Source organism: Caballeronia sp. LZ062, assembly GCF_031450785.1.
Classification (GTDB): domain Bacteria; phylum Pseudomonadota; class Gammaproteobacteria; order Burkholderiales; family Burkholderiaceae; genus Caballeronia.
Genome location: NZ_JARTWB010000003.1, coordinates 299,302 through 324,294 on the forward strand (window position 1 = coordinate 299,302; position 24,993 = coordinate 324,294).

22 protein-coding genes and 2 pseudogenes are annotated in these 24,993 nt (G+C 65.1%); 9 read left to right on the forward strand and 15 right to left on the reverse strand.

The window, feature by feature from the left end:
* Positions 1-159 precede the first annotated feature (159 nt).
* The 6 genes from P9239_RS21510 (at position 160) to P9239_RS21535 (ending at position 9,101) form a co-directional block, all read left to right on the forward strand.
* Positions 160-1,305 carry an HlyD family secretion protein gene (locus P9239_RS21510; protein WP_309754639.1) on the forward strand — a complete coding sequence of 382 codons (1,146 nt, stop codon included), beginning with the start codon at positions 160-162 and terminating at the stop codon, positions 1,303-1,305.
* A complete protein-coding gene (locus tag P9239_RS21515; protein WP_309754641.1) occupies positions 1,298-2,875 on the forward strand; it encodes an MDR family MFS transporter in 1,578 nt (525 codons plus the stop codon). The genes P9239_RS21510 and P9239_RS21515 overlap by 8 nt, the downstream gene beginning before the upstream one ends.
* Before the next feature lie 19 nt (positions 2,876-2,894).
* A complete protein-coding gene (locus P9239_RS21520) occupies positions 2,895-4,352 on the forward strand; it encodes an efflux transporter outer membrane subunit (RefSeq protein WP_309754642.1) in 1,458 nt (485 codons plus the stop codon).
* An 87-nt stretch (positions 4,353-4,439) separates the two neighbouring features.
* Positions 4,440-6,236 carry an alpha,alpha-trehalase TreF gene (treF, locus tag P9239_RS21525; RefSeq protein ID WP_309754644.1) on the forward strand — a complete coding sequence of 599 codons (1,797 nt, stop codon included), beginning with the start codon at positions 4,440-4,442 and terminating at the stop codon, positions 6,234-6,236.
* Positions 6,237-6,321: 85 nt separating this feature from the next.
* A complete protein-coding gene (locus P9239_RS21530) occupies positions 6,322-6,663 on the forward strand; it encodes a zinc ribbon domain-containing protein YjdM (protein WP_309754645.1) in 342 nt (113 codons plus the stop codon).
* Between the two features lie 113 nt (positions 6,664-6,776).
* The gene (locus tag P9239_RS21535) at positions 6,777-9,101 is read left to right on the forward strand and encodes a transglycosylase domain-containing protein (protein WP_309755549.1); all 2,325 of its coding nucleotides are present in this window, start codon (positions 6,777-6,779) and stop codon (positions 9,099-9,101) included.
* 2 nt (positions 9,102-9,103) lie between these two features.
* On the opposite strand, the gene P9239_RS21540 is transcribed toward P9239_RS21535, so the two are convergent.
* The 7 genes from P9239_RS21540 to P9239_RS21570 all read right to left on the reverse strand — a co-directional run bounded on the left by P9239_RS21540 (position 9,104) and on the right by P9239_RS21570 (position 16,439).
* Positions 9,104-9,871 carry an ABC transporter ATP-binding protein gene (locus tag P9239_RS21540; RefSeq protein WP_309754647.1) on the reverse strand — a complete coding sequence of 256 codons (768 nt, stop codon included), beginning with the start codon at positions 9,869-9,871 and terminating at the stop codon, positions 9,104-9,106.
* Between the two features lie 13 nt (positions 9,872-9,884).
* Complete coding sequence (locus P9239_RS21545; protein WP_309754649.1) at positions 9,885-10,688, reverse strand: ABC transporter permease subunit; 804 nt, start codon at positions 10,686-10,688, stop codon at positions 9,885-9,887.
* A 9-nt stretch (positions 10,689-10,697) separates the two neighbouring features.
* A complete protein-coding gene (locus P9239_RS21550; RefSeq protein ID WP_404980127.1) occupies positions 10,698-11,462 on the reverse strand; it encodes an ABC transporter permease in 765 nt (254 codons plus the stop codon).
* 93 nt (positions 11,463-11,555) lie between these two features.
* Complete coding sequence (locus P9239_RS21555; protein ID WP_309754652.1) at positions 11,556-12,632, reverse strand: ABC transporter substrate-binding protein; 1,077 nt, start codon at positions 12,630-12,632, stop codon at positions 11,556-11,558.
* Positions 12,633-12,668: 36 nt separating this feature from the next.
* Complete coding sequence (locus tag P9239_RS21560) at positions 12,669-13,619, reverse strand: TauD/TfdA family dioxygenase (RefSeq protein ID WP_309754654.1); 951 nt, start codon at positions 13,617-13,619, stop codon at positions 12,669-12,671.
* 88 nt (positions 13,620-13,707) lie between these two features.
* Positions 13,708-14,832 (reverse strand): nitronate monooxygenase, encoded by a 1,125-nt coding sequence (locus P9239_RS21565; protein ID WP_309754656.1) that lies wholly within the window; start codon positions 14,830-14,832, stop codon positions 13,708-13,710.
* Positions 14,833-14,927: 95 nt separating this feature from the next.
* Positions 14,928-16,439 carry a CoA-acylating methylmalonate-semialdehyde dehydrogenase gene (locus P9239_RS21570; RefSeq protein WP_309754658.1) on the reverse strand — a complete coding sequence of 504 codons (1,512 nt, stop codon included), beginning with the start codon at positions 16,437-16,439 and terminating at the stop codon, positions 14,928-14,930.
* Between the two features lie 112 nt (positions 16,440-16,551).
* On the opposite strand from P9239_RS21570, the gene P9239_RS21575 reads away from it, so the two are divergent.
* Entirely contained in the window at positions 16,552-17,493 is a 942-nt protein-coding gene (locus P9239_RS21575) for a LysR family transcriptional regulator (RefSeq protein ID WP_309754660.1), read from the forward strand.
* A gap of 28 nt (positions 17,494-17,521) precedes the next feature.
* Here P9239_RS21575 and P9239_RS21580 read toward each other — a convergent pair whose 3' ends face one another.
* From P9239_RS21580 to P9239_RS21595, 4 genes are all read right to left on the reverse strand, one after another.
* Entirely contained in the window at positions 17,522-17,746 is a 225-nt protein-coding gene (locus tag P9239_RS21580; RefSeq protein WP_309754662.1) for a hypothetical protein, read from the reverse strand.
* A gap of 233 nt (positions 17,747-17,979) precedes the next feature.
* Positions 17,980-18,876 (reverse strand): fructose bisphosphate aldolase, encoded by an 897-nt coding sequence (locus tag P9239_RS21585; RefSeq protein ID WP_309754664.1) that lies wholly within the window; start codon positions 18,874-18,876, stop codon positions 17,980-17,982.
* 164 nt (positions 18,877-19,040) lie between these two features.
* The gene (locus tag P9239_RS21590) at positions 19,041-19,424 is read right to left on the reverse strand and encodes a hypothetical protein (RefSeq protein ID WP_309754665.1); all 384 of its coding nucleotides are present in this window, start codon (positions 19,422-19,424) and stop codon (positions 19,041-19,043) included.
* Positions 19,425-19,568: 144 nt separating this feature from the next.
* The gene (locus P9239_RS21595; RefSeq protein WP_309754667.1) at positions 19,569-20,447 is read right to left on the reverse strand and encodes an alpha/beta hydrolase; all 879 of its coding nucleotides are present in this window, start codon (positions 20,445-20,447) and stop codon (positions 19,569-19,571) included.
* Between the two features lie 90 nt (positions 20,448-20,537).
* On the opposite strand from P9239_RS21595, the gene P9239_RS21600 reads away from it, so the two are divergent.
* A complete protein-coding gene (locus P9239_RS21600; protein WP_309754669.1) occupies positions 20,538-21,401 on the forward strand; it encodes a LysR substrate-binding domain-containing protein in 864 nt (287 codons plus the stop codon).
* Here the strand turns inward: P9239_RS21600 and P9239_RS21605 are convergent.
* Positions 21,379-22,440: a phytoene/squalene synthase family protein gene (locus P9239_RS21605; protein WP_309754671.1), complete on the reverse strand. Its 1,062-nt coding sequence runs from the start codon at positions 22,438-22,440 to the stop codon at positions 21,379-21,381. The genes P9239_RS21600 and P9239_RS21605 overlap by 23 nt on opposite strands.
* Before the next feature lie 136 nt (positions 22,441-22,576).
* On the opposite strand from P9239_RS21605, the pseudogene P9239_RS23460 reads away from it, so the two are divergent.
* A pseudogene (locus P9239_RS23460) lies at positions 22,577-22,708 on the forward strand (hypothetical protein); the annotation flags it as partial.
* 29 nt (positions 22,709-22,737) lie between these two features.
* Here the strand turns inward: P9239_RS23460 and P9239_RS21610 are convergent.
* The 3 genes and pseudogenes from P9239_RS21610 to P9239_RS21620 all read right to left on the reverse strand — a co-directional run.
* Positions 22,738-23,328, reverse strand: a pseudogene (locus P9239_RS21610) (septal ring lytic transglycosylase RlpA family protein); the annotation flags it as partial.
* Positions 23,329-23,452: 124 nt separating this feature from the next.
* On the reverse strand, positions 23,453-24,163 hold the full coding sequence (locus tag P9239_RS21615; RefSeq protein WP_309754674.1) for a DUF899 family protein: 711 nt from the start codon (positions 24,161-24,163) through the stop codon (positions 23,453-23,455).
* A 27-nt stretch (positions 24,164-24,190) separates the two neighbouring features.
* The gene (locus P9239_RS21620) at positions 24,191-24,850 is read right to left on the reverse strand and encodes a glutathione S-transferase family protein (RefSeq protein ID WP_309754675.1); all 660 of its coding nucleotides are present in this window, start codon (positions 24,848-24,850) and stop codon (positions 24,191-24,193) included.
* Positions 24,851-24,993 lie beyond the last annotated feature (143 nt).

Sequence of the window (24,993 nt, forward strand, 5' to 3'; positions counted from 1 at the left end):
AATGAAACTAGACGCCTTCGTCTATATTCGTGCATACTAGACGATGCCGTCTAGTTTGGCGAGCGCGCCGCGCCCGATTGCATCGAGTCGCTGCGCGCCCTTCTGCTTCGCAATCATTACGGCCGCCTCGCGCGCGGCCACACCGAGGTTGGAGAAATCATGGCAGTTACAGCGCCTGCGCCTAGTCAAGGCGGCGAGTCGAACGGGGCTACTGAAGAAGCGGCCAAGCGCAAACCGTCGCGTCGACGCCTGCTGATCATCGTCGGCATCGTGGCGGTCATCGCGGGTCTGGTTTGGGGACTGCGCTGGTGGACCGTCGGCCGCTTCATCGAAAGCACGGACGACGCCTATCTTCAGGCGGACAGCGTGACCATCGCGCCGAAGGTGGCGGGTTACGTGACCGATGTGCTCGTCGCGGACAATCAGGCGGTCGCCGCCGGCGCACCGCTCGCGCGGCTCGATACGCGGCAATATCAGGCATCGCTCGATCAAGCCAAGGCCACGCTCGATGCCCGCGCCGCCGACATCCAGCGCGCCGAAGCGGAACTGAAGCAGCAGCAGGCCAACGCGGATCAGGCGAAGGCGCAAGCCGAGGTATCGCGCGTGAGCTTGGCGCATGCGGAAGACGACGTGCGCCGCTACCAGCCGCTCGTCGCCACCGGCGCGGAAACGGCGGAGCGGCTCGCGAGCCTCGTGAGCACGCGCGATCAGGCGCGCGCCACGCTTGCCGCGAATCTCGCCGCGGCGCGCTCGGCGGCCACGCAGATCGGCGCGACGCAAGCGCAGATCGTGCAGGCGCGCGCGCAGATGGAAGCCGCACAGGCACAGTTGAATCAGTCGAAGCTGGATCTCAACGACACCACGCTTTACAGCCCGCTCGCCGGGCGCGTCGGCGACCGCACCGTGCGTGTAGGCCAGTACGTGCAGCCGGGTACGCGGCTGATGACGGTCGTGCCGGTCCAGAGCGTGTATCTCGAAGCCAACTTCAAGGAAACGCAGGTTGGGCGCATGCGCATCGGGCAGCCGGCGACGCTGCATGTCGATGCGCTCAAAGGCACTGATCTGCACGGCGTCGTCGAGAGCTTCTCGCCCGGCACCGGCGCGCAGTTCGCGCTCCTGCCGCCGGAGAACGCCACCGGCAACTTCACGAAGATCGTGCAGCGCGTGCCGGTGCGCATTCGCATCGACACGGGGCCGCAGACGCGTCAGGTGCTGCTGCCGGGGCTGTCCGTGACCGTCGACGTCGATACGAAATCGGCCACCGATGACAGCAAGCGCATCGCAGCCGAGAATCGACATGACTGACGCAAGCGCGAACACGCCGGCACGCGCGAGCGCGACCGACTGGATCGCCGTGACCGCCGGCGCGCTCGGCGCGCTGATGGCCACGCTCGACATCTCCATCACGAACTCCGCGCTGCCGCAGATCCAGGGCGAAATCGGCGCGACCGGCACCGAAGGCACGTGGATTTCCACCGGCTACCTGATGTCGGAAATCGTGATGATTCCGCTCGCCGCGTGGCTCACGCGCGTCTTCGGCTTGCGCAACTTCCTCCTCGGTAACGCGGTGCTGTTCACGCTGTTCTCCGCCATGTGCGGCCTCTCGCATTCGCTGCCGATGATGGTCGCCGGCCGCATCGGCCAAGGCTTCACCGGCGGCGCGATGATTCCCACGGCGCAGACCATCATCCGCACGCGGCTGCCGCGCGAGCAGATGCCGGTGGGCATGACCATCTTCGGTCTTATCGTGCTGCTCGGGCCACTCATGGGTCCGGTGGTCGGCGGCTGGCTCGCGGAGAACATCTCGTGGTCGTGGTGTTTCTTTCTCAACTTGCCGGTGGGCGTTGCGCTGGTCGCGCTCTTGCTTTCCGGCTTGCCCTCCGAGCAGCCTCAGTGGGACGCGTTCTTCAAGGCCGACTGGATCGGCATTGCGGGACTCGCCATCGGTCTCAGTTCGCTTACCGTGGTGCTCGAAGAAGGCCAGCGCAACCAGTGGTTCGAATCGAGCGAGATCGTGATGCTCTCGTGCGTCGCCGCATTCGGCATGGTGCTCATCGCCGTGTCGCAAGTGGTCGCGAAGCGCCCGATTGTGCGGCTCTCGCTGCTGCGCAATGTGCGCTACGCGAGCGTCATTCTGATCGTCTTCGCCGTCGGCGCGGGCCTCTATTGCGTGTCGTTTCTGCTGCCGCAGTTCCTGAGCATCGTCGCGGGTTACAACGCGCTGCAATCCGGTTCCATCATGCTCATTTCGGGCGTGCCCGCTTTTCTCATCATGCCCGTGCTGCCGCGTCTGCTCGGCAAGGTGGACTCGCGCGTGCTCGTGATTTCGGGGCTGCTCTGCTTCGCCGGCAGTTGCCTGCTTGACATTTCGCTGACCGCGCAAAGCGTCGGACATGACTTCTTCTGGTCGCAGATTCTGCGCGGCTTCGGCCAGATGCTCGCGATGATGCCGCTCAATCAGGCGTCGATGGCCGCCGTGTCGCGCGAAGAATCGGGCGATGCCGCCGGGCTCTACAACATGGCGCGCAATCTCGGCGGCTCGGTCGGGCTCGCCATTCTCGGCACGGTGATCGACCGGCGTAACGATTTCCACTCGGCCGCCATCCGCGAATCCGTGACGGCGAATTCGGTTATCGGCCAGGAGCGCATGGCCGGCAGCGCGGCGAGCTTCTTCGCGCAGACCGGCGATATGGCACATGCGAAGTTGCAGGCGCTCGGGCAACTGTCGATGCAGATCGGCCAGCAAGCGGTCGTCATGACGTACTCCGAAACGTTCTATGTGCTCGCTATTGCGCTGCTCGCGTGCCTGCCGCTCGCCATGCTGCTGAAGACGCCGTCGCTCAAACCCGGCGAAGCGCCGTCTGCCGGACACTGAAGCAATGAACTCTCACACGATGTCCCGTTCTCACATTCGTTTCACTCGCCTGCTGCCGCTCGCGGCGCTCGCGCTCGCGGCCTGCACCGTCGGACCCGACTATCACGGCGCGCCGGATGTCGCCACGCAATCGGTGCAAAGCGGCACGTTCGTGCGCGCGCCCTCGCAAGGCGTGCTCGCCACCCATGCGCCTGCGTCATGGTGGCGCTCGCTGAACGACCCGCAGCTCGACGCGTTGATCGACGCCGCGCTCGCCGGCAATCTCGACCTGAAAATGGCGCAGGCGCGTTTGCGCCAGGCGCGCTCGCAATTGCGCGGGGAACGCGCCAACGCATTGCCGAAGGCTTCGGCGTCGGCAGCGGCGTTGCGCATGCGCTCGCCTGACACGGCCATCCTCGGCGGATCGGAAAGCTCGGGCGGCCGTGGCCCGCTCGACTTCTACACCGTCGGCTTCGATGCATCGTGGGAAATCGACCTCTTCGGCGGCACGCGCCGGGCAATCGAGGCGGCATCGGGCGAAGCGGAAGCCGTGCAGGCCGATCTCGCCGATACGCAGGTCTCGCTGGCCGCCGAAGTCGCCTCCGCCTATATCGACTTGCGCGACGAGCAGGAGCGCCTCGCGCTCGCGCAGCGCACCGCCGACTATCAGCAGCAGATGCTCACATTGACCGAGCAGCGCCGCGCACGCGGCACGGCGGCCGAAGTCGATGTCGAGCGCCTCAACACGCAGGTCAATACGACGCGCGCGACGCTCGTGCCGCTGCAAGTGCAGATCACCGATTCGCTCGATCAACTCGCGGTACTGACGGGCCGCGCGCCCGGCGCACTCGATGCCGAACTCGCGCAGCCCGCGCCGCTGCCCGCGCTGCCCGCATCGGTGTCTATCGGCGACCCGGCGACGATGCTGCAGCAGCGTCCGGACATTCGCGCGGCGGAGCGGCGGCTCGCATCGAGCAACGCGCAGATCGGCGAGCATATCGCGGACTATTTTCCGAAGGTCTCGCTGCTGGGCGACATCGGCTTCTCGGCGTCAGAACCGAGCCATCTGATCCGCAAAGAGAATTTCTCGTGGGTCGGCGTACCGTATCTGCAATGGAACGTGCTCGATTTCGGCCGCACGGCCGCGAGCGTCGATGCAGCGAAGGCATCGCGTGACGAAGCCGAAGCGCGCTACGGCAAGACCGTGCTCGCCGCGCTGAAGGACGCGAATTCGGCGCTTTCGCGCTACGGCAATCAGCGCGAGCATGTCGTGCGGTTGCAGGAGGTGCAGGCGTCGTCCGAGCGGTCGGCTACGCTCGTGCGTCAGCGCTACACGGCGGGTGTTTCGACGTTGATCGACCTGCTCGACGCGCAGCGCACGCAATTCGCCGCGCAGCAGGACGTGGTCGCGGCCCGCGCCGAGTTGCTGAAGGATTTCGTCTCGCTGCAGAAGAGTCTCGGCCTCGGCTGGCAACAGGCGTCGAGCACGACTTCCTGACAACGCATTCGATTGCTCTGCGGAATGCATCTTGCGACAGCGGTTCGGTCTTGAACCCTGTGCTTTCGGCATTACGCGGAGAATCGAATGTATCGAGCGCATCATCCTTCAACACGCTTTAACGCGCTTACACGCGCATTGCTGATCGCGGCCAGCGCCGCCGCCTTTGCGACGGCGACGCAAGCTCAAACGCAGGTTCAATCCGACCCGCAAGCTGCTTCTGCGCCGGTTGCGGCAAGCGCGCAGGCCTCATCGCCGCTGCCGCCGTCCGAGCTTTACGGCGAGCTGTATCGCGAGGTGCAGCTCGCGCATCTCTACCCCGACAGCAAGACGTTCGCCGATATGACGCCGAACGTTTCGCCGCAGCAGGTCATGATCGACTATGCGAACCGCACACAGCCGCTCGATCTGGCGCGCTTCGTCGGTTCGCACTTCACGCTGCCGCAGCGCGAAACCAAGGGCTACACGTCCGACCCCAACGAAAGCGTGACGCAGCATATCGACACGCTGTGGACCGTTCTGCGCCGCAATCCGGATGCGAACGCGAGCCCGTGGTCATCTCTGTTGCCGCTGCCGTATGCGTATGTCGTGCCGGGAGATCGCTTCGACGAAATCTACTACTGGGATTCGTACTTCATCATGCTCGGACTGCGGCAAAGCGGCCAGCGCGAGTTGATGAAGAACGAACTCGACAACTTCGCGACGCTCATCGACCGGTACGGCCACATTCCGAACGGCAACCGTAGCTATTACCTGAGCCGCTCGCAGCCGCCGTTTTTCGCGCAGATGGTGCAGCTCGCCGCCGAAACCGATGGTGACAGCGCGTACCTGCGCTATCTGCCCGAACTCGCGCGCGAATACGCGTACTGGATGGACGGCGAGGACAAGGTCGCGCCGGGCGAAGCGTACCGGCATGTCGTGCGTCTTTCGGACGGCACGTTGCTGAATCGCTATTGGGACGACCGTGCCACGCCGCGCGACGAGTCATATCGCGAAGACGTGGAAACGGCGAAGCAAATGCCGCAACGCAATTCGGAAGACCTGTGGCGCAATCTGCGTGCGGGCGGTGAAACCGGCTGGGACTTCAGTTCCCGCTGGTTCTCGGACGGCAAGTCGCTCGCGACGATCGAAGTCACGTCGCTCGCGCCGGTCGATCTCAACGCCCTGCTCTACGATCTCGAACGGACGCTCGCGCGCGCGTATCGCGTGAAGGGCGACGCCACGCACGCCGAGGACTTCGAGCGACGCGCGCGCGTGCGGGCGCAGGCGATCCGCGGCCATCTCTGGGACCCGCAACTGCACGCGTTCGGCGACTACGATTTCGTCGCGCATACGCTCACGCATCGCTTGAGCGCGGCGACGGTGTATCCGCTTTACGCGGGCATCGCGACGAAAGCACAGGCGAGCGCGGTGGCATCGACGATTCGCGGAAAGCTCTTACGCGCAGGCGGCCTCGCGACCACGACCGTGCGCTCCGGCCAGCAATGGGACGAACCGAACGGCTGGGCGCCGCTGCAATATCTCGCGATCATGGGCCTGCGTCGCTATGGCGAATCGACGCTCGCGCGGCAGATCGCCGAACGCTGGATTCAGACCAACGTCGCGTACTATCAGCACACCGGCAAGCTCGTCGAGAAATACGATGTCGACGCAAAAGCGGGATCGAGCGCGGCGGGCGGCGGCGAATATCCGCTGCAGGACGGCTTCGGCTGGACCAACGGCGTGCTGCGCACGCTGATGGTCATGTATCCGTCGGCGGCGGGCGTCACGACGCGTCCGGTGGATGTCCCTTCGGGCGCGGCCGGCGTGGCGGACGCGGCGGCATCGGCGGCGAAGGCGTCGAAGAATACGCATCGGCTGACACCCACTCCGAGCAGCCAGTAAGCGCACGTGGGATCTTAGGAATCCGGGACCGTGCGCGGCGCTATACTCGCGCGCTTTTGCGCCATGCACGGCTGAAGGACACCCGATGAACGCATTTCCCCCTTGCCCGCAATGCCATTCCGAATTGACCTACGCGGATTGCGACGCCTACGTCTGCCCGGAGTGCGCGCACGAATGGACCGCAAACGCAGACGCGACCGCCGAAGCATCCGCGAAGGTCTATCGCGATGCAGCGGGCAACGTGCTGAACGACGGCGATACCGTCACGGTCATCAAGGACCTGAAGCTGAAAGGGTCCGGCGGCGTCATCAAGATGGGCACGAAGGTCAAGAACATTCGCCTCGTGGACAGCGACCACGATATCGACTGCAAGATCGACGGCTTCGGCGCGATGAGCCTGAAATCGGAATTCGTGCGCAAAGCCTGAGCGTTCGAACGGCGGCAAGCGCATTGTAAAGATGCGTTACGATTCGTCTTTTCCACGCCGCGCCCCGCCGTTCCGTCTTGATTGCGTCCGAATTCAACGTCATCGCCCGCGCGATGCTCACCCGTCTCGCGGCCCGGCTGCGTCCGCATGTCCGGCCGCGCACGCTTCTGCTGCTGCCGGCGCTTTTCATCCTGTATGTGCTCGTGCTGATTCCGTTCACGCCCGGCATCAGCGATATTCGCAAGGCGAAGGTGGATCAGCCCGCGCAGATTCTTTCCGCCGATGGCAAACTGCTCGCCGAATTCAAGCCGACGCATCGCGAATGGGTGAGCGTGAAGCAGGTTTCGCCGTACGTCATCGACGCGCTCATCTCGACAGAAGACCGGCGCTTTTACGCCCATCACGGCATCGACTGGCGGCGCACGGCATCGGCGGCGCTGCACACGTTCTCCGGCAATCGGCAAGGCGGATCGACGCTCACGCAGCAACTCGCGCGGAATCTGTACCCCGATGATATCGGCCGGTCGCAGACGCTCACGCGCAAGCTCAAGGAAGCGATCACCGCGTTCAAGATCGAAGCCGTCTATTCGAAGGACGAGATTCTCGAAACGTATCTGAACACCGTGCCGTTTCTCTACAACGCTTACGGCATCGAAATGGCCGCGCGCACGTACTTCGGCAAGTCGGCGGGTCAGCTCGACGTGCTCGAAAGCGCGACACTCATCGGCATGCTGAAGGGCAACAGCTATTACAACCCGGTGATCAATCCCGAGCGCGCGCTGGACCGCCGCAATATCGTGCTCGGGCAAATGGTGCGCTTCGGGCATCTTCCGCCCGCGAAGCTCGACGCGCTCACGAAGCGGCCGCTGCGCATCGACTTCGAGCGGCAGACGGAAGAGCCGGGACGCGCGCCGCATTTCGCGCAGCAATTGCGCAAGTGGCTGATCGCATGGGCGGACGACCACGACTTCAATATCTATTCCGATGGGCTCGTCGTGCGCACGACCATCGATTCGCGTCTTCAGTCGATGGCCACGCAGGCGCTCACGTGGCAGGGCAATCAGTTGCAGTCGATTGCCAACACCGCATGGGGCGCACACGGCGGCTGCGCGAATACGGACGCGGACTTGGCGCGCGCGTTCGTGCGCGAGACGAGCGAATACCGCGCTGCCCGCGATACCGGCGCGACCGACGCGGACGCCCTCAAGCGTCTGATGGCGGATCGCGCGTTCATGCGCAATGTCTGCGAGAACAAGACGCGCGTGCAGGCCGCGTTCCTCGCGCTCGATCCGCGCAACGGCCAGATCAAGGCGTGGGTCGGCAGCCGCGACTTCGCGCAGGACCCGTTCGATCACGTGCAACAGGCGCGCCGTCAGCCGGGCTCCACGTTCAAGCCCTTCGTCTATGGCGCGGCGTTCGAGCGCGGCGCGATGCCGACAGACACGTTCATCGACCAGGACGTGACTATACCGGTGAAGGGCAACGAGACGTGGCATCCCACCGACGAAGCCCCGCCGAGCGGCCGTCCGGTTAGCCTGCGCGACGGCATCGCGTTCTCAAAGAACCGCATCACCGCGCAACTGATGCAGTCGGTCGGCCCCGCGCGCGTCGCCCGGCTCGCCCGGGACATGGGCGTGCGTGAGAGTCATCTGGACGTGGTGCCGTCGCTCGCGCTCGGCACGAGTCCGGTGACGCTGAAGGAGATGGTCTCGGCGTACGGCACCATCGCCGATAACGGGAATTACATCGAGCCGCTGCTTGTCACACGCATCGAGAACCGCAAAGGCGATGTGCTCGCGCAGTTCGAAAGCAAACCTGAGCGCGCGGTGTCGGTCGATGCGACGCACAAGCTCGTCGACGTCATGCGTGATGTGGTGAATCGCGGCACGGGCACGGCTATTCGCACGCGCTTCGGCATTCGCGGCGATGTCGCCGGAAAGACGGGCACGACGCAGGACAATGCGGACGGCTGGTTCATTCTGATGCATCCGCAACTCGTGGCGGGCGCGTGGGTCGGCTTCAACGACAGCCGCGTGACGCTGCGCAGCGACTACTGGGGCCAGGGCGCGCATAGCGCCTTGCCGATGGTCGGCGACTTCGTGCAGCGCGCGCTGCGCTCGCATTTGATCGACTCGCGCGCGCGCTTCGACACGCAGGCGCCGCCGAGCGCGTGGCAGACCTTCGTCACGCGGCTGCGCGTGTGGATCGACGAAACGTTCACGAAGAAGCCTGCGCCGGGTGCCGCGAGGCCCGCGCAGACGGCTGCGCAAAAGCCCGCTCGCGTGAAGCGCGCGCCTCCCGAACCGGTGGCCGAGGTGACGGAAGAGCCGCCGCAGCCGCCGATCTTCCCTGCCGTACCGCCGCTGCTTCCCGCGTCGCCTGTCGTGGCCGCGAGCGAAGCGCCTGCTCCGGCTTCGGCTTCGGCCACGGAGCCGTAAGCTCAGGCTTCGGAAAAGAACCCGGCAACGATATCGTCCTTCAGCCGCGCGAGCCGCGCATCGGTGCGCGGGCGCGGACGCGGCACATTCACGTCGATGACGTCGGCCATACGCCCCGGACGCGCCTGCATCACGACGACGCGATCCGCGAGCAGCACCGCTTCCTCGACATCGTGCGTGACGAGGACCATGGTGATGCGCTCGGCGGCCCAGATGCGCTGAAGCTCGTCCTGCATGCGCGCACGCGTGAGCGCATCGAGCGCGCCGAAGGGTTCGTCGAGCAGCAAGAGGCGCGGCCGGTTGACGAGGCCGCGCGCAATGGCCACGCGCTGCGCCATGCCGCCCGACAATTGATGCGGATAGTGCCGCTCATACCCGGAAAGTCCGACGAGCGCAATGTGCTCGGCCACCGCCCGCGCCTTCTCGCCCTTCGACAAGCGCGCATTGCGCAGCGCCACCGCCACGTTCTGTTCGACATCGAGCCACGGGAACAGCCGATGGTCCTGAAACACGATGCCGCGCGAAAGGTCCGTCGATACGACGCGTGCGCCGTCGAAGTCGATCTCGCCTTCGAATGCACTGTCGAGGCCCGCGACGAGCCGCAAGAGCGTCGATTTTCCGCATCCGCTGGCGCCTACGATGCTCACGAACTCGCCGCTTCGCACGCTCAGGTCGACGCGGTCGAGCACGGGCGCGGTATCGTCGCCTGCGAAACGCTTGCTCACGTGCCGCAAGGCGAGGCTGCCGTCGTGCGTAGTTATCGTTGACATGGGGTTGTTCTCCTCAGACGTAGCGCGATGCATCGAACCATCGGCGCTGAATCGCGCGTGCGAGCGCATTGAGCGCCCACCCCGTTATCCCGACCACGATCACGCCGAACACGACGAGATCCATGCGGAACTGCTCGCTGCCGTCCACGAGCGTATTGCCGATGCCGCTGCCCGCCACCAGCAAATACTCCGCGCCGAGCGTGGCGAGCCACGAATAGATGAGCGCGAGATAAACGCCCGTGAAAATGGACGGCAACGCGGCGGGCAACACCACATGCACGAGCATTTGCAGCCGGCTGTAGCCGAACGTGCGCGCGACTTCTGCCCATTGCGACGGCACTGCGCGAATGCCGTCGCTCGTATGCACGACGACCGGCACCAGCGCGGCGAGCGAGAGAAACACGACTTTCGCGACGTCGCCTAAGCCGAACCACACGGAAATCAGCGGAATCCACGCGAACAACGACACTTGCTTGAACGTGTCGAAGCTCGGCGCAATCGCGCGATTCGCAAGCCGTGAGATGCCGAGCAGCGCGCCCAAAGCGAGGCCGAGCGTGGTGCCGATGGCAAAGCCCGTCAATTCGCGTGCAAGCGATGCCGACAAGGCCCGCGCTAGCGCGCCGCTGCGCGCCTGCTCAAGCGCGGTATGAAGCACCTGCGCAGGCGAGACCATCACGCCGTGGCCCGGCACTGCATGACGCGACGCGAGCCACCAGAGCGCGAGCGCCGCGAGAGGCAGCACGAAGCCGCGCCAGCGTTGCGGCCCCGTTGCGCGCCGCTTGTTTAGACGTCCGGCTTCGAGTTCCAGTGTCGACATGTCGGCTCCTCAAGCTGCCTTCGCGCGATCGAGCTTGCGCTCCAGCGCGCCGAGCGAACGGTCCGCGATGAAACCGATCGCGCCCACGATCAGCACCGAAGCCAGCACGAGATCGAGCTGGAAGAGCTGGCGGCCGTACACGATCAGATAACCAAGCCCTTCCGACGACGCCACGAGTTCCACCACGACGAGCGTGAGCCAGGCCTTGGTGAACGCGAGGCGCAGGCCGGTGCAGATCATCGGAATGGCGGCGGGCAGCGTGACGTGAAGAATGGTCTGCCAGCGCGAGTAGCGATACACGGACGCCACTTCGCGCAACGCGGGCGGCGTATTGCGAAAGCCCTGCAACGTGCTGAGCGTGACCGGCACGAGCGCCGCATGGCCGATCAGCAGATACTTCAACGGCTCGCCGATGCCGACCACGATCATCAGAAACGGCAGCCATCCGAGCACGGGCACCTGCACGATCGCATTGAAGCTCGGCAGCACATACGCTTCGAGCGAACGCGACAGCCCGAGCGCCGCGCCCAGCAACACGCCCAGCGCCACGCCGCCGAAGAACCCGACGGCCACGCGCGAGAGGCTCGCGGCCAGATGCGTCCACAATTCGCCGCTTGTCGCCAGCGCGCCGAGCGTTTCGAAGACCAGCGCGGGCGGCGGCAAGACTTGCGCGGAAATCCATCCGTAGCGCGAACCGACCACCCATAGCAACGCGCAGAGAACGGGCAAAAGCCAGGGAAGCGCGGTCCAACCGACCGCGTGCAACGCCTGCATGCCGGACGCACGCGTGCGGGCGCGGTCAGTCGTTGGCAGCGCGCGAGACAGTGTGTTCGCCATTCGCCGATTCTCCGTGATGAGTTGAGCGCGTCACGCCTGCGGCTTGCCGGACGCGTCGAAGCGCGGCCAGTAGCCATCGAGTTTCAGCGACTTGATGGCCTGATCCAGATATTTCGGCTCGAACCATCCGTTGACGCTGACGGGCTGACGAATCAGATTCAGGCGAAGCGCATCGTCGGCAACAGCCTGATAGCGCGCGACGAGAAACGGATCGATGAGCGGCGACATGCGGTCCTTCAACGGCTGGCTCGCATACTCCGCTTGCCACGATTCGGCCGGCACGCCGCTTTTCGCCCACAGCGCGAACAGCGCGCTTCGGTTCGCTTCATCCGACGACCATTGCGCCGCCTGCACCACCGACGTCACCACTTTCTGCACCGTATCGGGATGCGCGCGCTCGAAGTCGTCGAGCACCAGCAAATGCGCCTGCCGCGTGAGCTGCAAACCGCCGTCGCGCGATGCATAGACGATCTTCGCCAGCCCCTGACGTTGCAGCTTGAACAGCGAATAGTCGAGGAACACCGCATCCACACCCTTCGATGCGAGCGCCGCTTGCGCCGCCGCCGTATCGAGGTTGATGACGCGAAGATCGCGCTCGGTCAGTCCGTTTTCCTTGAGCACGTTGTCGGCCACGAGCTGTAGATTCGTACCCCGAAATATTCCAACGCGCTTTCCTTTGAGGTCTTTCACGCCCTTGATGTCCGAATCCGGCGGCACCGCCAGATAGACGCCGGCGCGCACGTTTGATGCCAACAACAAGTGCGTCTTGAGCCCGTTGGCGCGTCCGAGCACGGAAGGCAGATCGCCCTGATACGCGAAGTCGATCTGCTTGTTCGCGAGCGCTTCGTTCACGGCGGGGCCCGCGCCCTTGAAGAAGATCCACTGCACATTGACATGCTCGGGCTTCAGCGCACCTTCCACGCGATGCTGCAATTGCGCGGTCGCGGCAGGCGATCCGCCGAATGTCGGCGGATCGCCTGCGCCTTGTTGCGCGACGCCGATGCGCACCACGTCCGGCTCCGCCGCGTGCGCGGAGCACAGAAGCGCCGCGCCGAACAACGCGATCAGATTGCGTGTGATGAGGCAAAAGGTTCTGCTCGATTTCATCGCTTGATTGCTGGAGTGAAGGGGCGTCGGCAAAGATCAGTGCGTGCGGGTTTCCCGCTTGACGATGCGGCTCGTGCGTCCGTCGATGCCCACGGGGACATCGCCGTGCACGGTCGCGCGCCGTACCACGCGATGCGCGTCGCCGTAATCGTTCACCGCATAGTGCTGTGTCGCGCGGTTGTCCCAGATGGCGACGTCGCCCTGCGTCCAGCGCCAGCGCACGGTGTTCTCAAGACGCGTGATGTGATCGTGAAAGATGGCGAGCAGCCGGTCGGAATCCCGCTGCGACAAGCCGGTGAAACGCTGCACGAAGTGGCCGAGCACGAGCGTGCGCTCGCCCGTCTCGGGATGCACGCGCACCACCGGATGCTCGGTCTCGTACAGCGTGGAGGTGAACTGCTGGCGGTACTCGCGGTCCGCTTCCGTGTCCGGCGTGTTGCGCGCAGCCGCGTAGTCGTAGGCGTTCGAATGCAGCGCCCACAAGCCGTCGGCGAGATCGCGCAAGGCTTGCGGCAAATGCTGGTAGGCGGCGGCCGTGTTGGCCCACACGGTGTCGCCGCCAGCGGGTGGAATCACCACGCCGCGAAGAATCGAAATCTTTGGGTAAGCATCGACGAACGTGACGTCGGTATGCCACGAGTTCGCTCGCGCGCCGTGCTTCGAGTCGAGTTCGAGCAGGCGGCTGCCGCTTGCGAGCGACGGCACCGTCGGATGCGCGACCGTCTCGCCGAAGCGCGCGGCGAAGGCTTCCTGCGCGGCGTCGTCGAGATGCGACTGGCCGCGGAAGAACAGTACCTTATGCTGAAGCAGCGCCGCGTTGATCTCGCCGATGGCCGCATCGTCGAGATCGGCGGATAGCGTCACGCCGCGCACTTCCGCGCCGATGCGCCCACCTATCGGGCGCACCTGGAACGGTTCGTGTGACGTGGCGGGCTGGCGGGCGGCGTCGCTGTGAGACTCGGCGGTGAGCGAGGCAGTATCGGACATCGTGGGCTCCGTTGATCTTGGTTTCGGCTGCGAGAAAACATTGAAGCATCTCGCAACCGCCCGACCAACGAAGCGTTTCGACTTTGCTTTACAGCATCGACGTCATGCGCAAAGCTTGTGCGTACTGCTGCAGCCCGCCGATGCTCTCTTCCAGTTCAGCGACGAGTTGCGCCATGAGTTCCGCAGCCGGCAGCTCGCGTGCGAGCGTCGCCGCTTGTCCGGCCCACTGCGCGCCGTAGCCGAACTCGCCCTTCGCCTTGGCCGCCGCGTGCAGCGCCTTGCCTGCGTCATAGGTAATCGGATAATCCGGGATCGCCGGCGCGCCAGCGCTGCGGCCCAGTTCGGTGAACTTGTTGACGATGCCGCGCGCGGCCCGACCGGAAATGGCAGCGGTGAGCGTCGTGCGGTTCGCGGCATCGCTCAGGATTGCGCGGCGAAAACCCGCGTCGATCGACGTCTCCGTGCAAGGCACGAAGGCCGTGCCCATCTGCGCCGCCTGCGCGCCGAGCGCAAGCGCCGCCGCAATGCCCGCACCATCCATGATGCCGCCCGCCGCGATCACGGGCAGGTCGAGCGTGCGCGCGATCAGGCGCGTGAGCGCGAAGGTGCCGATACGTTCGTCGTCGGCTTCCGTATCGAAGACGCCGCGATGCCCGCCTGCTTCGATGCCCTGCGCGATGATCGCATCCATGCCCGCGTCGGCCACTTGTTCCGCTTCGTGCAGGTTGGTTGCGGCGGCCATCAGCGTGATGCCGGCCCGGCGCAACGCATCGATGTACGCTTTCGATGGCAGTCCGAAATGAAAGCTGACGACGGCCGGCCTCTCTTCGACGAACACGTTTAGCATGGCTTCATCGACGACGAAGCTCGTATAGATCTCGCTCAGCTTTGCGGGCGGCTTCGCGTCGTACTGCGCGAAGAGCGGCGCGAGCCAGTCGATCCATGCCTTCTCGACGGCATCGTTCGCTCGCGCGGGGCGATGACAGAACACGTTGATATTGAACGGCTTGTCCGTCAGCGCACGCGTTTCGCGGATCACCTTGCGCGCGCCTTCTCCGTTCATCGCGCCGACGCCGAGCGAGCCGAGCCCGCCCGCATTCGATACGGCCGCCGCGAGCGCGGGCGTGCTGACGCCTGCCATCGGCGCCTGGATGATGGGCTGCGTGATGCCGAGCAAGGGCAACAACGTGTTGTGTCTGGTCTGCTGAGTCATGTGAATGTCCTCTCACGCGGTCAACCCGCACGCCCAAAGCATAACGCCCGCTGAATCCGAGGAGTCAGCGGGCGTGAGGTTCATGCACTCATGGATTACTTCGCGGTCGGCATCACGAATTCCGCGCCTTTTTCGGTGCTTTCGGGCCAACGCTGCATGATCGACTTCTGCTTGGTATAGAAGCGCACACCTTCCTCGCCGTAAGCGTGGGTGTCGCCGAAGAGCGAACGCTTCCAGCCGCCGAAGCCGTGCCATGCCATCGGCACCGGAATCGGCACGTTGATGCCCACCATGCCCACTTCGATGCGCCGGCCGAATTCGCGGGCGATGTGTCCATCGCGTGTATAGCACGCGACCCCGTTGCCGAACTCGTGTGCGTTGACGAGATCCACGGCTTCGCTGAAGTCCTTGGCGCGCACGCACGCGAGCACCGGTCCGAAGATCTCTTCCTTGTAGATGCGCATTTCCGGCTTCACGTGATCGAACAGCGTGCCGCCCGTGAAGAAGCCGTCTTCGTGGCCCGGCACTTTCAGGCCGCGCCCATCGACGACGAGTTGCGCGCCTTCGTCCACGCCCATCGCGATGTAGCCCTCGATGCGCTCCAGCGCCGCACGCGTGACGATCGGGCCCATTTCGGCGTCCAGTTCCATGCCGTTCTTCACGACAAGCTGACGCGCGCGTTCGGCGAGGCGCGGCACGATTTTGTCGGCGACGTCGCCTACCAGCACGGCGACGGAAATCGCCATGCAGCGTTCGCCCGCGGAGCCGTACGCTGCGCCGATCAGCGCATCGACGGCCTGATCGATATCGGCGTCCGGCATCACGACCATATGGTTCTTCGCGCCGCCGAGCGCCTGCACGCGCTTGCCGTGCTTCGCGCCCGTTTCATAGATGTAGTTCGCGATAGGCGTCGAGCCGACGAAGCTGATCGCGCGCACATCGGGATGCTCGAGCAGCGCATCGACGACGACCTTGTCGCCCTGCACGACGTTGAAGATGCCATCGGGCAAACCCGCTTTCTTCAGCAGATTCGCCATGAAGAGCGACGCCGACGGGTCGCGCTCGCTCGGCTTCAGGATGAACGCGTTGCCCGTTGCAATGGCGACCGGGAACATCCAGCACGGCACCATGCACGGAAAGTTGAACGGCGTGATGCCCGCGACGATGCCCAGCGGCTGGCGCATCGTCCAGTTGTCCATGCCCGTGGAGACCTGTTCGGTAAAGTCGCCCTTCAGCAATTGCGGAATGCCGCACGCGAATTCGATCACTTCGATGCCGCGCGTCACTTCGCCCTGCGCATCCGTGAAGACTTTGCCGTGCTCGGCCGTGATGATCGCGGCGAGTTCGTCGCGGTGCTGATTCATCAGTTCCAGAAAACGCAGCATGATGCGCGCTCGGCGCAGAGGCGGCGTGTCGCGCCACGCCGGAAACGCGGCCTTCGCGCTTTGCACCGCCGCTTCCACGTCCGCCGCTTCGCCCAGCACGAGCTTGCGCGGGCGCTCGCCCGTGGCGGGGTTGAAGATGGGCTGCGAGCGAGCGCCTGAGCCGCTCACGCGCTCCCCGTGAATGTAGTGGACGACATCGGCGGTATCGTTGAAGGCTTGCATTTCGTCTCCTAGTCTCGAACGTTTCGGCAATTTCATCAGTTTAGGAAGCGATTCACGCCGTGCAAAGACGTTATGATTGAAATCGTTGTTCACAACCGCAAACAATCCGCGCATGGACGAGCAAAAGATCGAGGCGCTCTGGACGCATCTGCACTGGCTCACAGTGCTCGCGGAGCAAGGCAGTTACACGGCGGCCGCGGCGCGGCTCGGCGTCAGCAAGGCGGCGATGAGCCAGCGCATCGCGGAACTGGAGCGCGCAGCGGGCGTGCCGCTCGTCACGCGCACGACGCGCAGCGTGCGCTTCACGGAAGCGGGCAGGCGGCTCGTCGACGACACGCGCGCGCAATACGCGCAAATCGCGACGAGCTTTTCAAGCGTGCGGGAGATGGCGGGCGTGGCGCGCGGCCTTATTCGTATGACGGCGCCGGTGGCTTTCGCGCGGCAGCAGATCGTGCCGAAGCTCGCGGGTTTTCTGCACGCGCATCCGGAAGTGCGCGTCCAATTGGAGGCGTCGGACCGGCTGACGTCGATTGCGACCGAAGGCTTCGATCTTGCCATCCGCCACAGCGCGCAGGCGCCGGAGACGCACGTCGCATGGAAGCTGTGCGATACGCATTCGGTCATCGTCGCGACGCGGGCGTACTTGCGGCGGCGCGGCACGCCCGCCACGCCCGCCGATCTCGCCGTTCACGACTGCCTGTACTATCCGCGCACGCAGGCCGCGAGCATCTGGTCGTTCGTGCGCAAGGGCGCGCGCAAGACGACGGCGGGGCCGTTCACGCTCGCGGTCAACGGCGCGTTCTCGGCGAACAACAGCGAATTGCTGCGCGATGCGGCGCTCGACGATCTCGGCATCGCGCTATTGCCCGACTTCACGGCGCAAGCGGCGGTGCAGGCGGGCAAGCTCGTCGTGCTGTTGCCCGAGTGGCGTCCCGTGGGCGCGTTCGCGGATCAGCTCTACGTGGTTCGGCCCTATGCAACACATGTGCCGCGCGCCGTCGCGCTATTCATCGGCTATCTGCGCGAGGCGTTCGCGGGCGGCTTTCCGCTGTGACGCTTCCTTCGCGGCCACGCCTAAGTGTTCACGTCACGTAAAGCAGACCCGCCACCGACACGAGACAGGCGCATGCGCTTGCATAGAAGAACCATGTTGAGCGCAAAACGCGCAAGCGAGCGGGTTCCTCGTCGCGCCGTTCCTGCTCATGAAGCTGCCACAGGTCTAGATAGGCCGTGATCGTGCAGGAAAGCAGCGCGACGGCTGATAATGAGGACACCAAAAAGAACAGAGTCCAGGCAAGGTCGTTCATGATGAGGGCGTCGGTAATGGTTCGGCACGCGGTGCCGTGACAAGTGACGACCGCAAGCTGACGACAGCCAAAACGTCTCGCAGCTCGTGTCCCATATGTTGAGTATAGGGACCGACCAAAACCGGCACAACGACGGCAAACCCCAGTAAATAATCCGACGGATTGCACACGGCGTCCGCCATGAAAAACGCGCCCGCGAAGGGGCGCGTTTCGTTCAAGCAATCGGTCGATGCTCAGACCTTCTGTACCGACGCCTCGTAGATTTCGTCGATGGATTCCGCGAGCGTCGCGTTGAATTCGCTGTCGCTCATCGACTTCTTCAGCTCGTTGATCAGCGCGCGCGAGAAGCTTGCAATCATGCCGTGGTTCTCGGCGAGGCGCTTGCATGCGTCGGTGCGCGAGTAGCCGCCCGACAGTGCGACGACGCGCACGACGCGCGGATGCCCGATCAGCGGCCGGTAAAAATCGGCTTCGTCCGGAATGGTGAGCTTGATCATGACGTTGCTCGATTCCGGCAGCGCGTCCAGGCCCTTCAGCAACTCGTCGCGCAGAATCTTTTCGGCGCCCTTCTTGTCCGGGCTCTTGATCGACACTTCCGGTTCGAGAATCGGCACGAGACCCTGCGCGATGATCTGCGCGCCCACTTCGAACTGCTGCTGCACGAGCGCCGCGATGCCCTTCTCGTTCGCCTGATGGACGACCGAGCGCATCTTCGTGCCGAACACGCCGAGCTTCGCCGCGCGCTGGAGCAGCTCGTCGAGGCCGGGAATGGGCTTCATCATCTGCACGCCGTCGGCTTCGGCTTCGAGACCCTTATCGACCTTCAGAAACGGCACGACGCCGCGGTCTTCCCACAGGAACGTGGGCACCGGCTTGCCTTCGGCTTCGCCGTCCATCGTGCGTTCGAACAGAATCGCGCCGATCACCTTGTCGCCCGTGAAGGCGGGCGCGGTCATGATGCGAACGCGCATATCGTGCATCAGCTTGAACATTTCGGCGTCGCCGTTGTAGGCGTCGTCCGCAATTCCGTATTGGCGCAGCGCGCCGGGCGTCGAACCGCCGCTTTGATCAAGAGCGGCGATGAAACCCTGCTTCTCTGCCATCTGCGCCAGCATCTTTTCGTTAGCCACGAACATCCCTCCTCAAAGTTCAAACACCGGAGCGTGCGCGCACGGTCCGGGCTTCTGGTTCAACTTCTTCAAGTTTAATGGTTTTGAGGCGTGGCTTTCTCGTGCAAATCCGCCATTTCCCCGGCGTTGCGGCCACTGTGGCGGCTGATTCGTGCCACCAGGAGTCAGGAAGCGGCGGAATTGAGGTCGCCAGTCCCGACGGGCTTGGCCGTGCTCGCGCCCGCTCGCCTGAGCACGGCGGCGGCGCGGCCGAGGAACGACGGCGTGGCGGGCTGCGCCGGGAGCGATTCCGGGAGTTCGGGCGCCTGCGGTTCTTCCGGCACTTGCGGAAGCAGCGCCTCGCGGGCGTCGGCGCATCGCTCGTTCAACTGGCGGCGCATCTCCGGATGGTCGATGAGCGCCTGCGCCGTCGCGATTCCATGCTCGAATTGGAGCGCGTAGGCGATGTCGGCGAAATTCTCGTAGCGGCCGCTATCGGCCAGCTCCAGCGCGAGTGCGACGGTGCGCTGCCGTTTCCATGCGTCGAGATCGTCGTGGGCCGTGCTCACACGTGCCTCTTGTCGGCAATGAGGTGCCGACGATGTTAGCCCGGGCGCCGTGCGTTTTCCGTTGTCCTGCCACAACACGCGAAACAAAAAGTACGACGAGACGCGCGAGAGGCGCCCGTCAGCACGACCGTTCGTCTGAGCCTTTCACCACGCCGCCGCAAACGCGCGCACCGCGCGATTGAAGGCGCCGGGACTCGCGACATTCATCCCGTGCGACGCCCCCGCGATCGTCTCCCGTTGCGCGAACTCGATCCATTCTTCGAGCTTTTCGACGTTATTGCGGAACATGCGCGGACTTTTCTGCCCGTCGATGAGGAGCGTGCGGCACTTGATGTCGCGCGCCGCCTCGCGCGTGTATGCGGGCAGCGGATCGCGAAACTGCTTGGGCAGCGTGAGGGCGTTATCGAGCGCCATGCGCCGGAAGCTCTCCGTGCTCTTGCGCCAGAAGCCCGGCATGCTGACCGAATCGACGAACATTTCGAGGCCCGCGTCGAACTCGCCTGCCTCGATCAGCTCCGCGACGCGCGTGCGCAACGCGTTGGTCGCGGGCGGCAGCGTGGCGGGCGCTGCGGGCGCGGCGGGCGGCGACGTTTGCAGCGGGCCGCCCGGGTCCGCGAGCGTCAGCGTCTTGACGAGCCGCGGATACTCACGCGCCAGATGAAACGCGATGCAGCCGCCGCGCGAATGCCCGACGAGATGCACCGGCGCGAGATCCAAAGCGGCGATGAACTCCGCCATCTCCGCAACGTGCGCGTCCCAGCCGAACTCGCCCTGCACGTAGGCGTCGACGGCGGGCCAGTAGTGGCTGAGGCTCGGCGCGATGCAGCGGAAATGCTCGCCGAGCGGCGCGAGTTGCGCGGTCCACCAGCGAAAGTCGCACAGCGAACCGTGAATGAACAGCAACGGCTCGCCTTCGCCGCACTCGACGTAAGGCACCGAAATCCCCGAGGCCACCGTCGCAAAAGACGGTTCGGGCAAGGTTCGCACTGCGGCCAGCACGGCGGGATCGGTACGCGCGTTCATCGGTAAGCTCCTTTCCTGCACTATGCGCCGCGCCTATTCAAAAGAAAATCGCATAATATTGATAGAATCATTCAGCTTTTCTTATAGCGAATGCGTCCCGACGTGAAAGCCCTCGACCTCGATGTCCTCGCGATGATCGTCGCCGTCGCCGATACCGGCAACATCAGCCGCGCGGCCGAACTCGTGCATCGGTCTCAGTCGGCCGTCAGCATGCAGATCAAGACGCTGGAAAACGCGCTCGGCAAGGCGCTGTTCGTGCGCAAGCCGCGCAGTGTCGTGCCGACGCAGGACGGCGAAGTGCTGCTGACCTACGCGCGCCGCATGATCGCGCTGCGCGACGAGGCGTGGGCGGCGGTCGTGCGGCCGGACGTGACTGGGCGCGTGGTGATCGGCGTGCCGGACGACTACGCGTCGTCGCTCTTTCCGCCAATTCTCAAGAAGTTCTCCGCGACGTATCCGAAAGTCGAGATTCAGGTGGTCGGCCTGCCGAGCGCAGCGCTTGCGCCCATGCTGAAAGACGGCGCGGTCGATCTGGTCTGCGCGACGCGCATCAAGGGAATCACGGGCGAATTTCTGCGTCACGAGCCGATGGTGTGGGCCGCCGCGCCCAGCGCAAACGAGATCTGGCGCGAGCGGCCGCTCCCCATCGCGGTGTTTCTCCCGGGCAGCGTCGCACGCGAAAACGCCATCCACAGTCTGGAGCGGGCGCGCATTGGCTATCGCACGTCTTACGAGAGTCCGAGCCTGCTCGGTCTTCTGACGATGGTCGAAGCGGGACTCGCCGTTGCGCCGCTCGCGAAATGCGCGGTGCCGTCGCGGTTCACGCTGCTCGGGCAGGCGCACGGTCTGCCGGAAATCGCCGCGCTGGAAGTGGTGCTCGCGCGCAGTGCGGCGTCGAAGCGTCCGCCGTGCGATTTTCTGGCCGAGCGCATCATCGCGGAGTTGCGGCGCTGAGTTCGGCTTCGATGGCGCGCACGCGGCGCGACGCCCACGCGCGCAGCAATCCGTTCGATGCCACGAGCGGCAGCGACGCCGCCATGATCCGATACACGTCGTTGCGGCGAATCTTCGAGACGTGCGCGGGGTCGAGCCACGCGTCGTTTCGCGCGAGCAGCGCGAGCGTCTCGAGGCCGATCATGATCGGCCACAGGCACGCGAGCCGCAACCGCACGGCGCTCGCGGGAATGGCGAAGGTGTAGTCGAGCGCGTCGCGGTACAACGAAAGCGTGCTGCGCAACAGGTCGGCGAGCACCGGGCGCGCACGCGTAGAAGCGCTTGCATTGAAAAGATCGGCGGGCGCGAGACCATGACGCGCGAGCATGTCGGCGGGCAGATAGCATCGGCCGATGCGCAGATCGCGCGCGCAATCGCGCAGCACGTTGGTCATCTGCAATGCCTTGCCAAAGCGCACGCCGCGCGCAAGCATTGCGTCGGGCGCGGCCTTCAGCGTGCCGGGGCTATGCGCGTAAGTCATCTTCGTCCAGAACTCACCGACGCATCCCGCGACGAGGTACGTGTAGCGATCCAGTTCGTCGAAGCGTTGCAGCGCCGTCACCTGGCCCGACGTTTCGTCGGGGAACGTGCGCAGGTCGAATTCCATGCCGGTGGTCAGCGTCGTGACGATATCGCGCACGGCGGCGCGGTCGGCGGCGTTCAGTTCGCGCAGGATGGCGAGCGCGTCGCCCAGCGATTCCAGCAGCGTGCGTTCGTCGGGCTGCGCCTGCTGTCCGGCCACTTCGCTTTCGATTCGGGCGAGCGCGCCGTCGTCCGCTTCGCCGTTCACCTGCGCGCGCAGCGACAGCAGCAGTTCCAGACGACGCCCGGGCGCTACCAGCGACGTATCCGCGATGGTATCGGCCGCACGCGCAAGGAGATATGCGAGTCCGATGGGGTCGCGCATGCCGGGCGGCAGGATGCGCAGCGTCAGATAGAAAGACCGCGAGACGCGCTTGAGCAGCGGACCAAGCAAAAACGCGCGAGGTGATGGATTCATGTGTCGGATGGATGGCTCGGCAAGCGCGTCCGTGCGCGCCGCCGCATTGTATCCGTCCGTGCGGGATCGTTACCGCGTTTCGCCGCGCTAGTGCGCTACCTGCTTGTGAGCCGGCACGCAATGCCGGACGTGCGAAATATGCAGCGTCACGGGCTTCACCGCCGTTTTTGCGTGGCGAACGCGCGAGCGGGCCGGTGCGACGTGGGTCGCAGATGCGTGCGTCGCGGGTGCGTGCGTCGCCGATGCCTGCGTCGCCGATGCGTGCGTCGCCGATGCGTGCGTCGCCGATGCGTGCGTCGCCGATGCGTGCGTCGTCGATCCATGCGCCGGCGCGAGTTCCAGCGCGACGGGCGTCACCGGTTCGAGCACCACGCGCGCGCGTCCCGATTGCTGCAGGCCGAGCACGCTCGCCGCAGCGAACGAGAGATCGATGACGCGCGTCTTCACGAACGGTCCGCGATCGTTGATTTTGACGACGACCGACTTCGTTCCCGACACGTTGCTCACGCGCACATACGACCCGAGCGGCAAGGTGCGGTGCGCCGCCGTCAGCGCGTGCATGTCGTACCGCTCGCCGCTCGCGGTGCGGCGGCCCTGGAACTTGCCGCTGTAGTACGACGCCTCGCCGACTTGCCGGAACGCGGGCGATGCATCCTCGGCTATTGGTGCAGGCGCGGATGCGCTATCGGGGGCCGATGCGGCGGGCGCATCCACCGCGGAAGCCGATGCCGCAGCCGCCGCGGGCGCGCTTTCCTCTTGCGGTTTTTTCTGCGGCGGCGGCGTTGCAGCCGCAGGCCGATGCGCCGCGCAGCCGCTCAGCAGCATCCATGCGCCGACCGATGCGACACCGGCCACGCGTGAACGGCGAATCCATGCCTTTGCGACCATGAGCGAGCTTCTCCACGTAATGCCGGTCCATCCCGAACCGGCTCGCCCATAACGCGGCCTTGCCGAGGCAGTTGACCCGCGTCGCGCAGATATGACTCAAGTTCACAGAAACGCGCGCCTGACATCAGACATATTCGAGCTTCGGATACCAGTCGGTGCCGCGCCCTTCCGGCGTCATGTCAAGCACGGTCCAAAGCGGCATCAAATCCGGCGCGCCGCGCGGATCTTCGCCGGGGTCGGCTGTGGCGAAATCCATCTCGCCGCTCCAGAAATGGCGGATCACGCCGTCGCGCCGCGTGAACACGTTGAGCGCCGGCTCGTCGCCGCCGTCTTTCGAGACAGCGTGGTAATCGCGGCTGAAGTTGCCGTTGATGTCTGAGTAGAGCTTCAGATGGCGCCAGCCGCGCGCCTCCTTGAACGCAAGGAGCCGTTGCAGCGGCGAGCGCGCAATCACGGCGAGCGCCACGCGCTGTTCGATATCGCGCGCTTCGCCTTCCCATGCAGAGAGCAGCGACGTGCACATCGGACACGGACGCTCGCGTTGCGGGCCGAACATGTAGCTGTACGTGACGAGCGTGGTCTTGTCGCCGAAAAGGCCCGCCATATCGACGACACCTCGCTCGCCTTCGAAGCGATAGTCGCCCGTGACGTCGCCGCCGGGCGGCAGCGCGCGCCGCATTTGCGCGACGCGTTCAATGTGCCGCCGCAACTCGATTTCCTCCGCGAGCAACGCGGTGCGCGCGCGGCGGTATTCGGCGCTTTCGTTCGGGAATGTCATCGTGGCGCGCTTGGCCAGCTCGGCAGCCGCAACGAGTGGGGTCGTGGATGAGGTCATGTTTCTTCTCCGGTTCTGAGAATGGTCTCAATCGCGGTCGGGCGCGCCGAGCGGAAAAAGCGGCCGATACGGCCGCGCCTCATCGACTGCCCGCGCGAACGAAGGCCGCGCGAGCAGCCGCTCGCGATACGCGATCACATTCGGATAAGCGTCGCTAATGCGATGCGTCCAGTCCGCGTAGAACAGGAACGGCGCGGCGGCGCAATCGGCGAGGCTGAAGACATCGCCCGCGGCCCATTCGCGGTTCGCCATCAGGCGGTCGAGATACGCGTAGGACGTGTCGAGCATCGCGCGGGCATCCGCGACGCCGCGCGCATCGCGTTCGTTCTCTGCGCGCATGCAGTCGAACACGATCTTTTGCTGCGGCGTGGCCACGTAATTGTCGAAGAAGCGGTCCATCCACCGCACTTCGAGCGCGGCGCGCGGATCTTCCGGGATAAGCCGCACGGGGCCCGGATAGAACACATCCAGATACTCGATGATGACCGTCGCTTCGATCACCGGCTTGCCGTCATCGACGAGCACGGGGAATTTCCTGATGGGCCACATTTCGGCGAGTTCGCGCATGGACTGCGGCGCGTCGGGCGTGAGCGGCCGCCATGCGAACGGCGTCGCGTTTTCGTAAAGCGCAATCAGCGCTTTCTGACAATAAGACGAAAAAGGATGCGCATAGAGGATGAGGCTCATCGGGCGGACTCCGCTTTGAACGATGAAACGAACGGACGGCGCTGCTGGCCGGCTATAGCGACGACGAGCGACGTGGCGGTGAATCGACACGTTCGCGCATCCGAAGCAGAAAATTTTGTTGTGCGATGCAGCGCCGCCGCACG

What these genes read in the sequence shown, in the direction of transcription:
- P9239_RS21540 (WP_309754647.1), bottom strand. Translation starts at nt 9,871, where the DNA reads ATGTCAACGATAACTACGCACGACGGCAGCCTCGCCTTGCGGCACGTG.
- P9239_RS21545 (WP_309754649.1), bottom strand. Translation starts at nt 10,688, where the DNA reads ATGTCGACACTGGAACTCGAAGCCGGACGTCTAAACAAGCGGCGCGCA.
- P9239_RS21620 (WP_309754675.1), bottom strand. Translation starts at nt 24,850, where the DNA reads ATGAGCCTCATCCTCTATGCGCATCCTTTTTCGTCTTATTGTCAGAAA.
- P9239_RS21580 (WP_309754662.1), bottom strand. Translation starts at nt 17,746, where the DNA reads ATGAACGACCTTGCCTGGACTCTGTTCTTTTTGGTGTCCTCATTATCA.
- P9239_RS21555 (WP_309754652.1), bottom strand. Translation starts at nt 12,632, where the DNA reads ATGAAATCGAGCAGAACCTTTTGCCTCATCACACGCAATCTGATCGCG.
- P9239_RS21595 (WP_309754667.1), bottom strand. Translation starts at nt 20,447, where the DNA reads ATGAACGCGCGTACCGATCCCGCCGTGCTGGCCGCAGTGCGAACCTTG.
- P9239_RS21560 (WP_309754654.1), bottom strand. Translation starts at nt 13,619, where the DNA reads ATGTCCGATACTGCCTCGCTCACCGCCGAGTCTCACAGCGACGCCGCC.
- P9239_RS21510 (WP_309754639.1), top strand. Translation starts at nt 160, where the DNA reads ATGGCAGTTACAGCGCCTGCGCCTAGTCAAGGCGGCGAGTCGAACGGG.
- treF (WP_309754644.1), top strand. Translation starts at nt 4,440, where the DNA reads ATGTATCGAGCGCATCATCCTTCAACACGCTTTAACGCGCTTACACGC.
- P9239_RS21615 (WP_309754674.1), bottom strand. Translation starts at nt 24,163, where the DNA reads ATGACCTCATCCACGACCCCACTCGTTGCGGCTGCCGAGCTGGCCAAG.
- P9239_RS21550 (WP_404980127.1), bottom strand. Translation starts at nt 11,462, where the DNA reads ATGCAGGCGTTGCACGCGGTCGGTTGGACCGCGCTTCCCTGGCTTTTG.
- P9239_RS21520 (WP_309754642.1), top strand. Translation starts at nt 2,895, where the DNA reads ATGTCCCGTTCTCACATTCGTTTCACTCGCCTGCTGCCGCTCGCGGCG.
- P9239_RS21600 (WP_309754669.1), top strand. Translation starts at nt 20,538, where the DNA reads ATGCGTCCCGACGTGAAAGCCCTCGACCTCGATGTCCTCGCGATGATC.
- P9239_RS21605 (WP_309754671.1), bottom strand. Translation starts at nt 22,440, where the DNA reads ATGAATCCATCACCTCGCGCGTTTTTGCTTGGTCCGCTGCTCAAGCGC.
- P9239_RS21570 (WP_309754658.1), bottom strand. Translation starts at nt 16,439, where the DNA reads ATGCAAGCCTTCAACGATACCGCCGATGTCGTCCACTACATTCACGGG.
- P9239_RS21535 (WP_309755549.1), top strand. Translation starts at nt 6,777, where the DNA reads ATGCTCACCCGTCTCGCGGCCCGGCTGCGTCCGCATGTCCGGCCGCGC.
- P9239_RS21575 (WP_309754660.1), top strand. Translation starts at nt 16,552, where the DNA reads ATGGACGAGCAAAAGATCGAGGCGCTCTGGACGCATCTGCACTGGCTC.
- P9239_RS21515 (WP_309754641.1), top strand. Translation starts at nt 1,298, where the DNA reads ATGACTGACGCAAGCGCGAACACGCCGGCACGCGCGAGCGCGACCGAC.
- P9239_RS21530 (WP_309754645.1), top strand. Translation starts at nt 6,322, where the DNA reads ATGAACGCATTTCCCCCTTGCCCGCAATGCCATTCCGAATTGACCTAC.
- P9239_RS21565 (WP_309754656.1), bottom strand. Translation starts at nt 14,832, where the DNA reads ATGACTCAGCAGACCAGACACAACACGTTGTTGCCCTTGCTCGGCATC.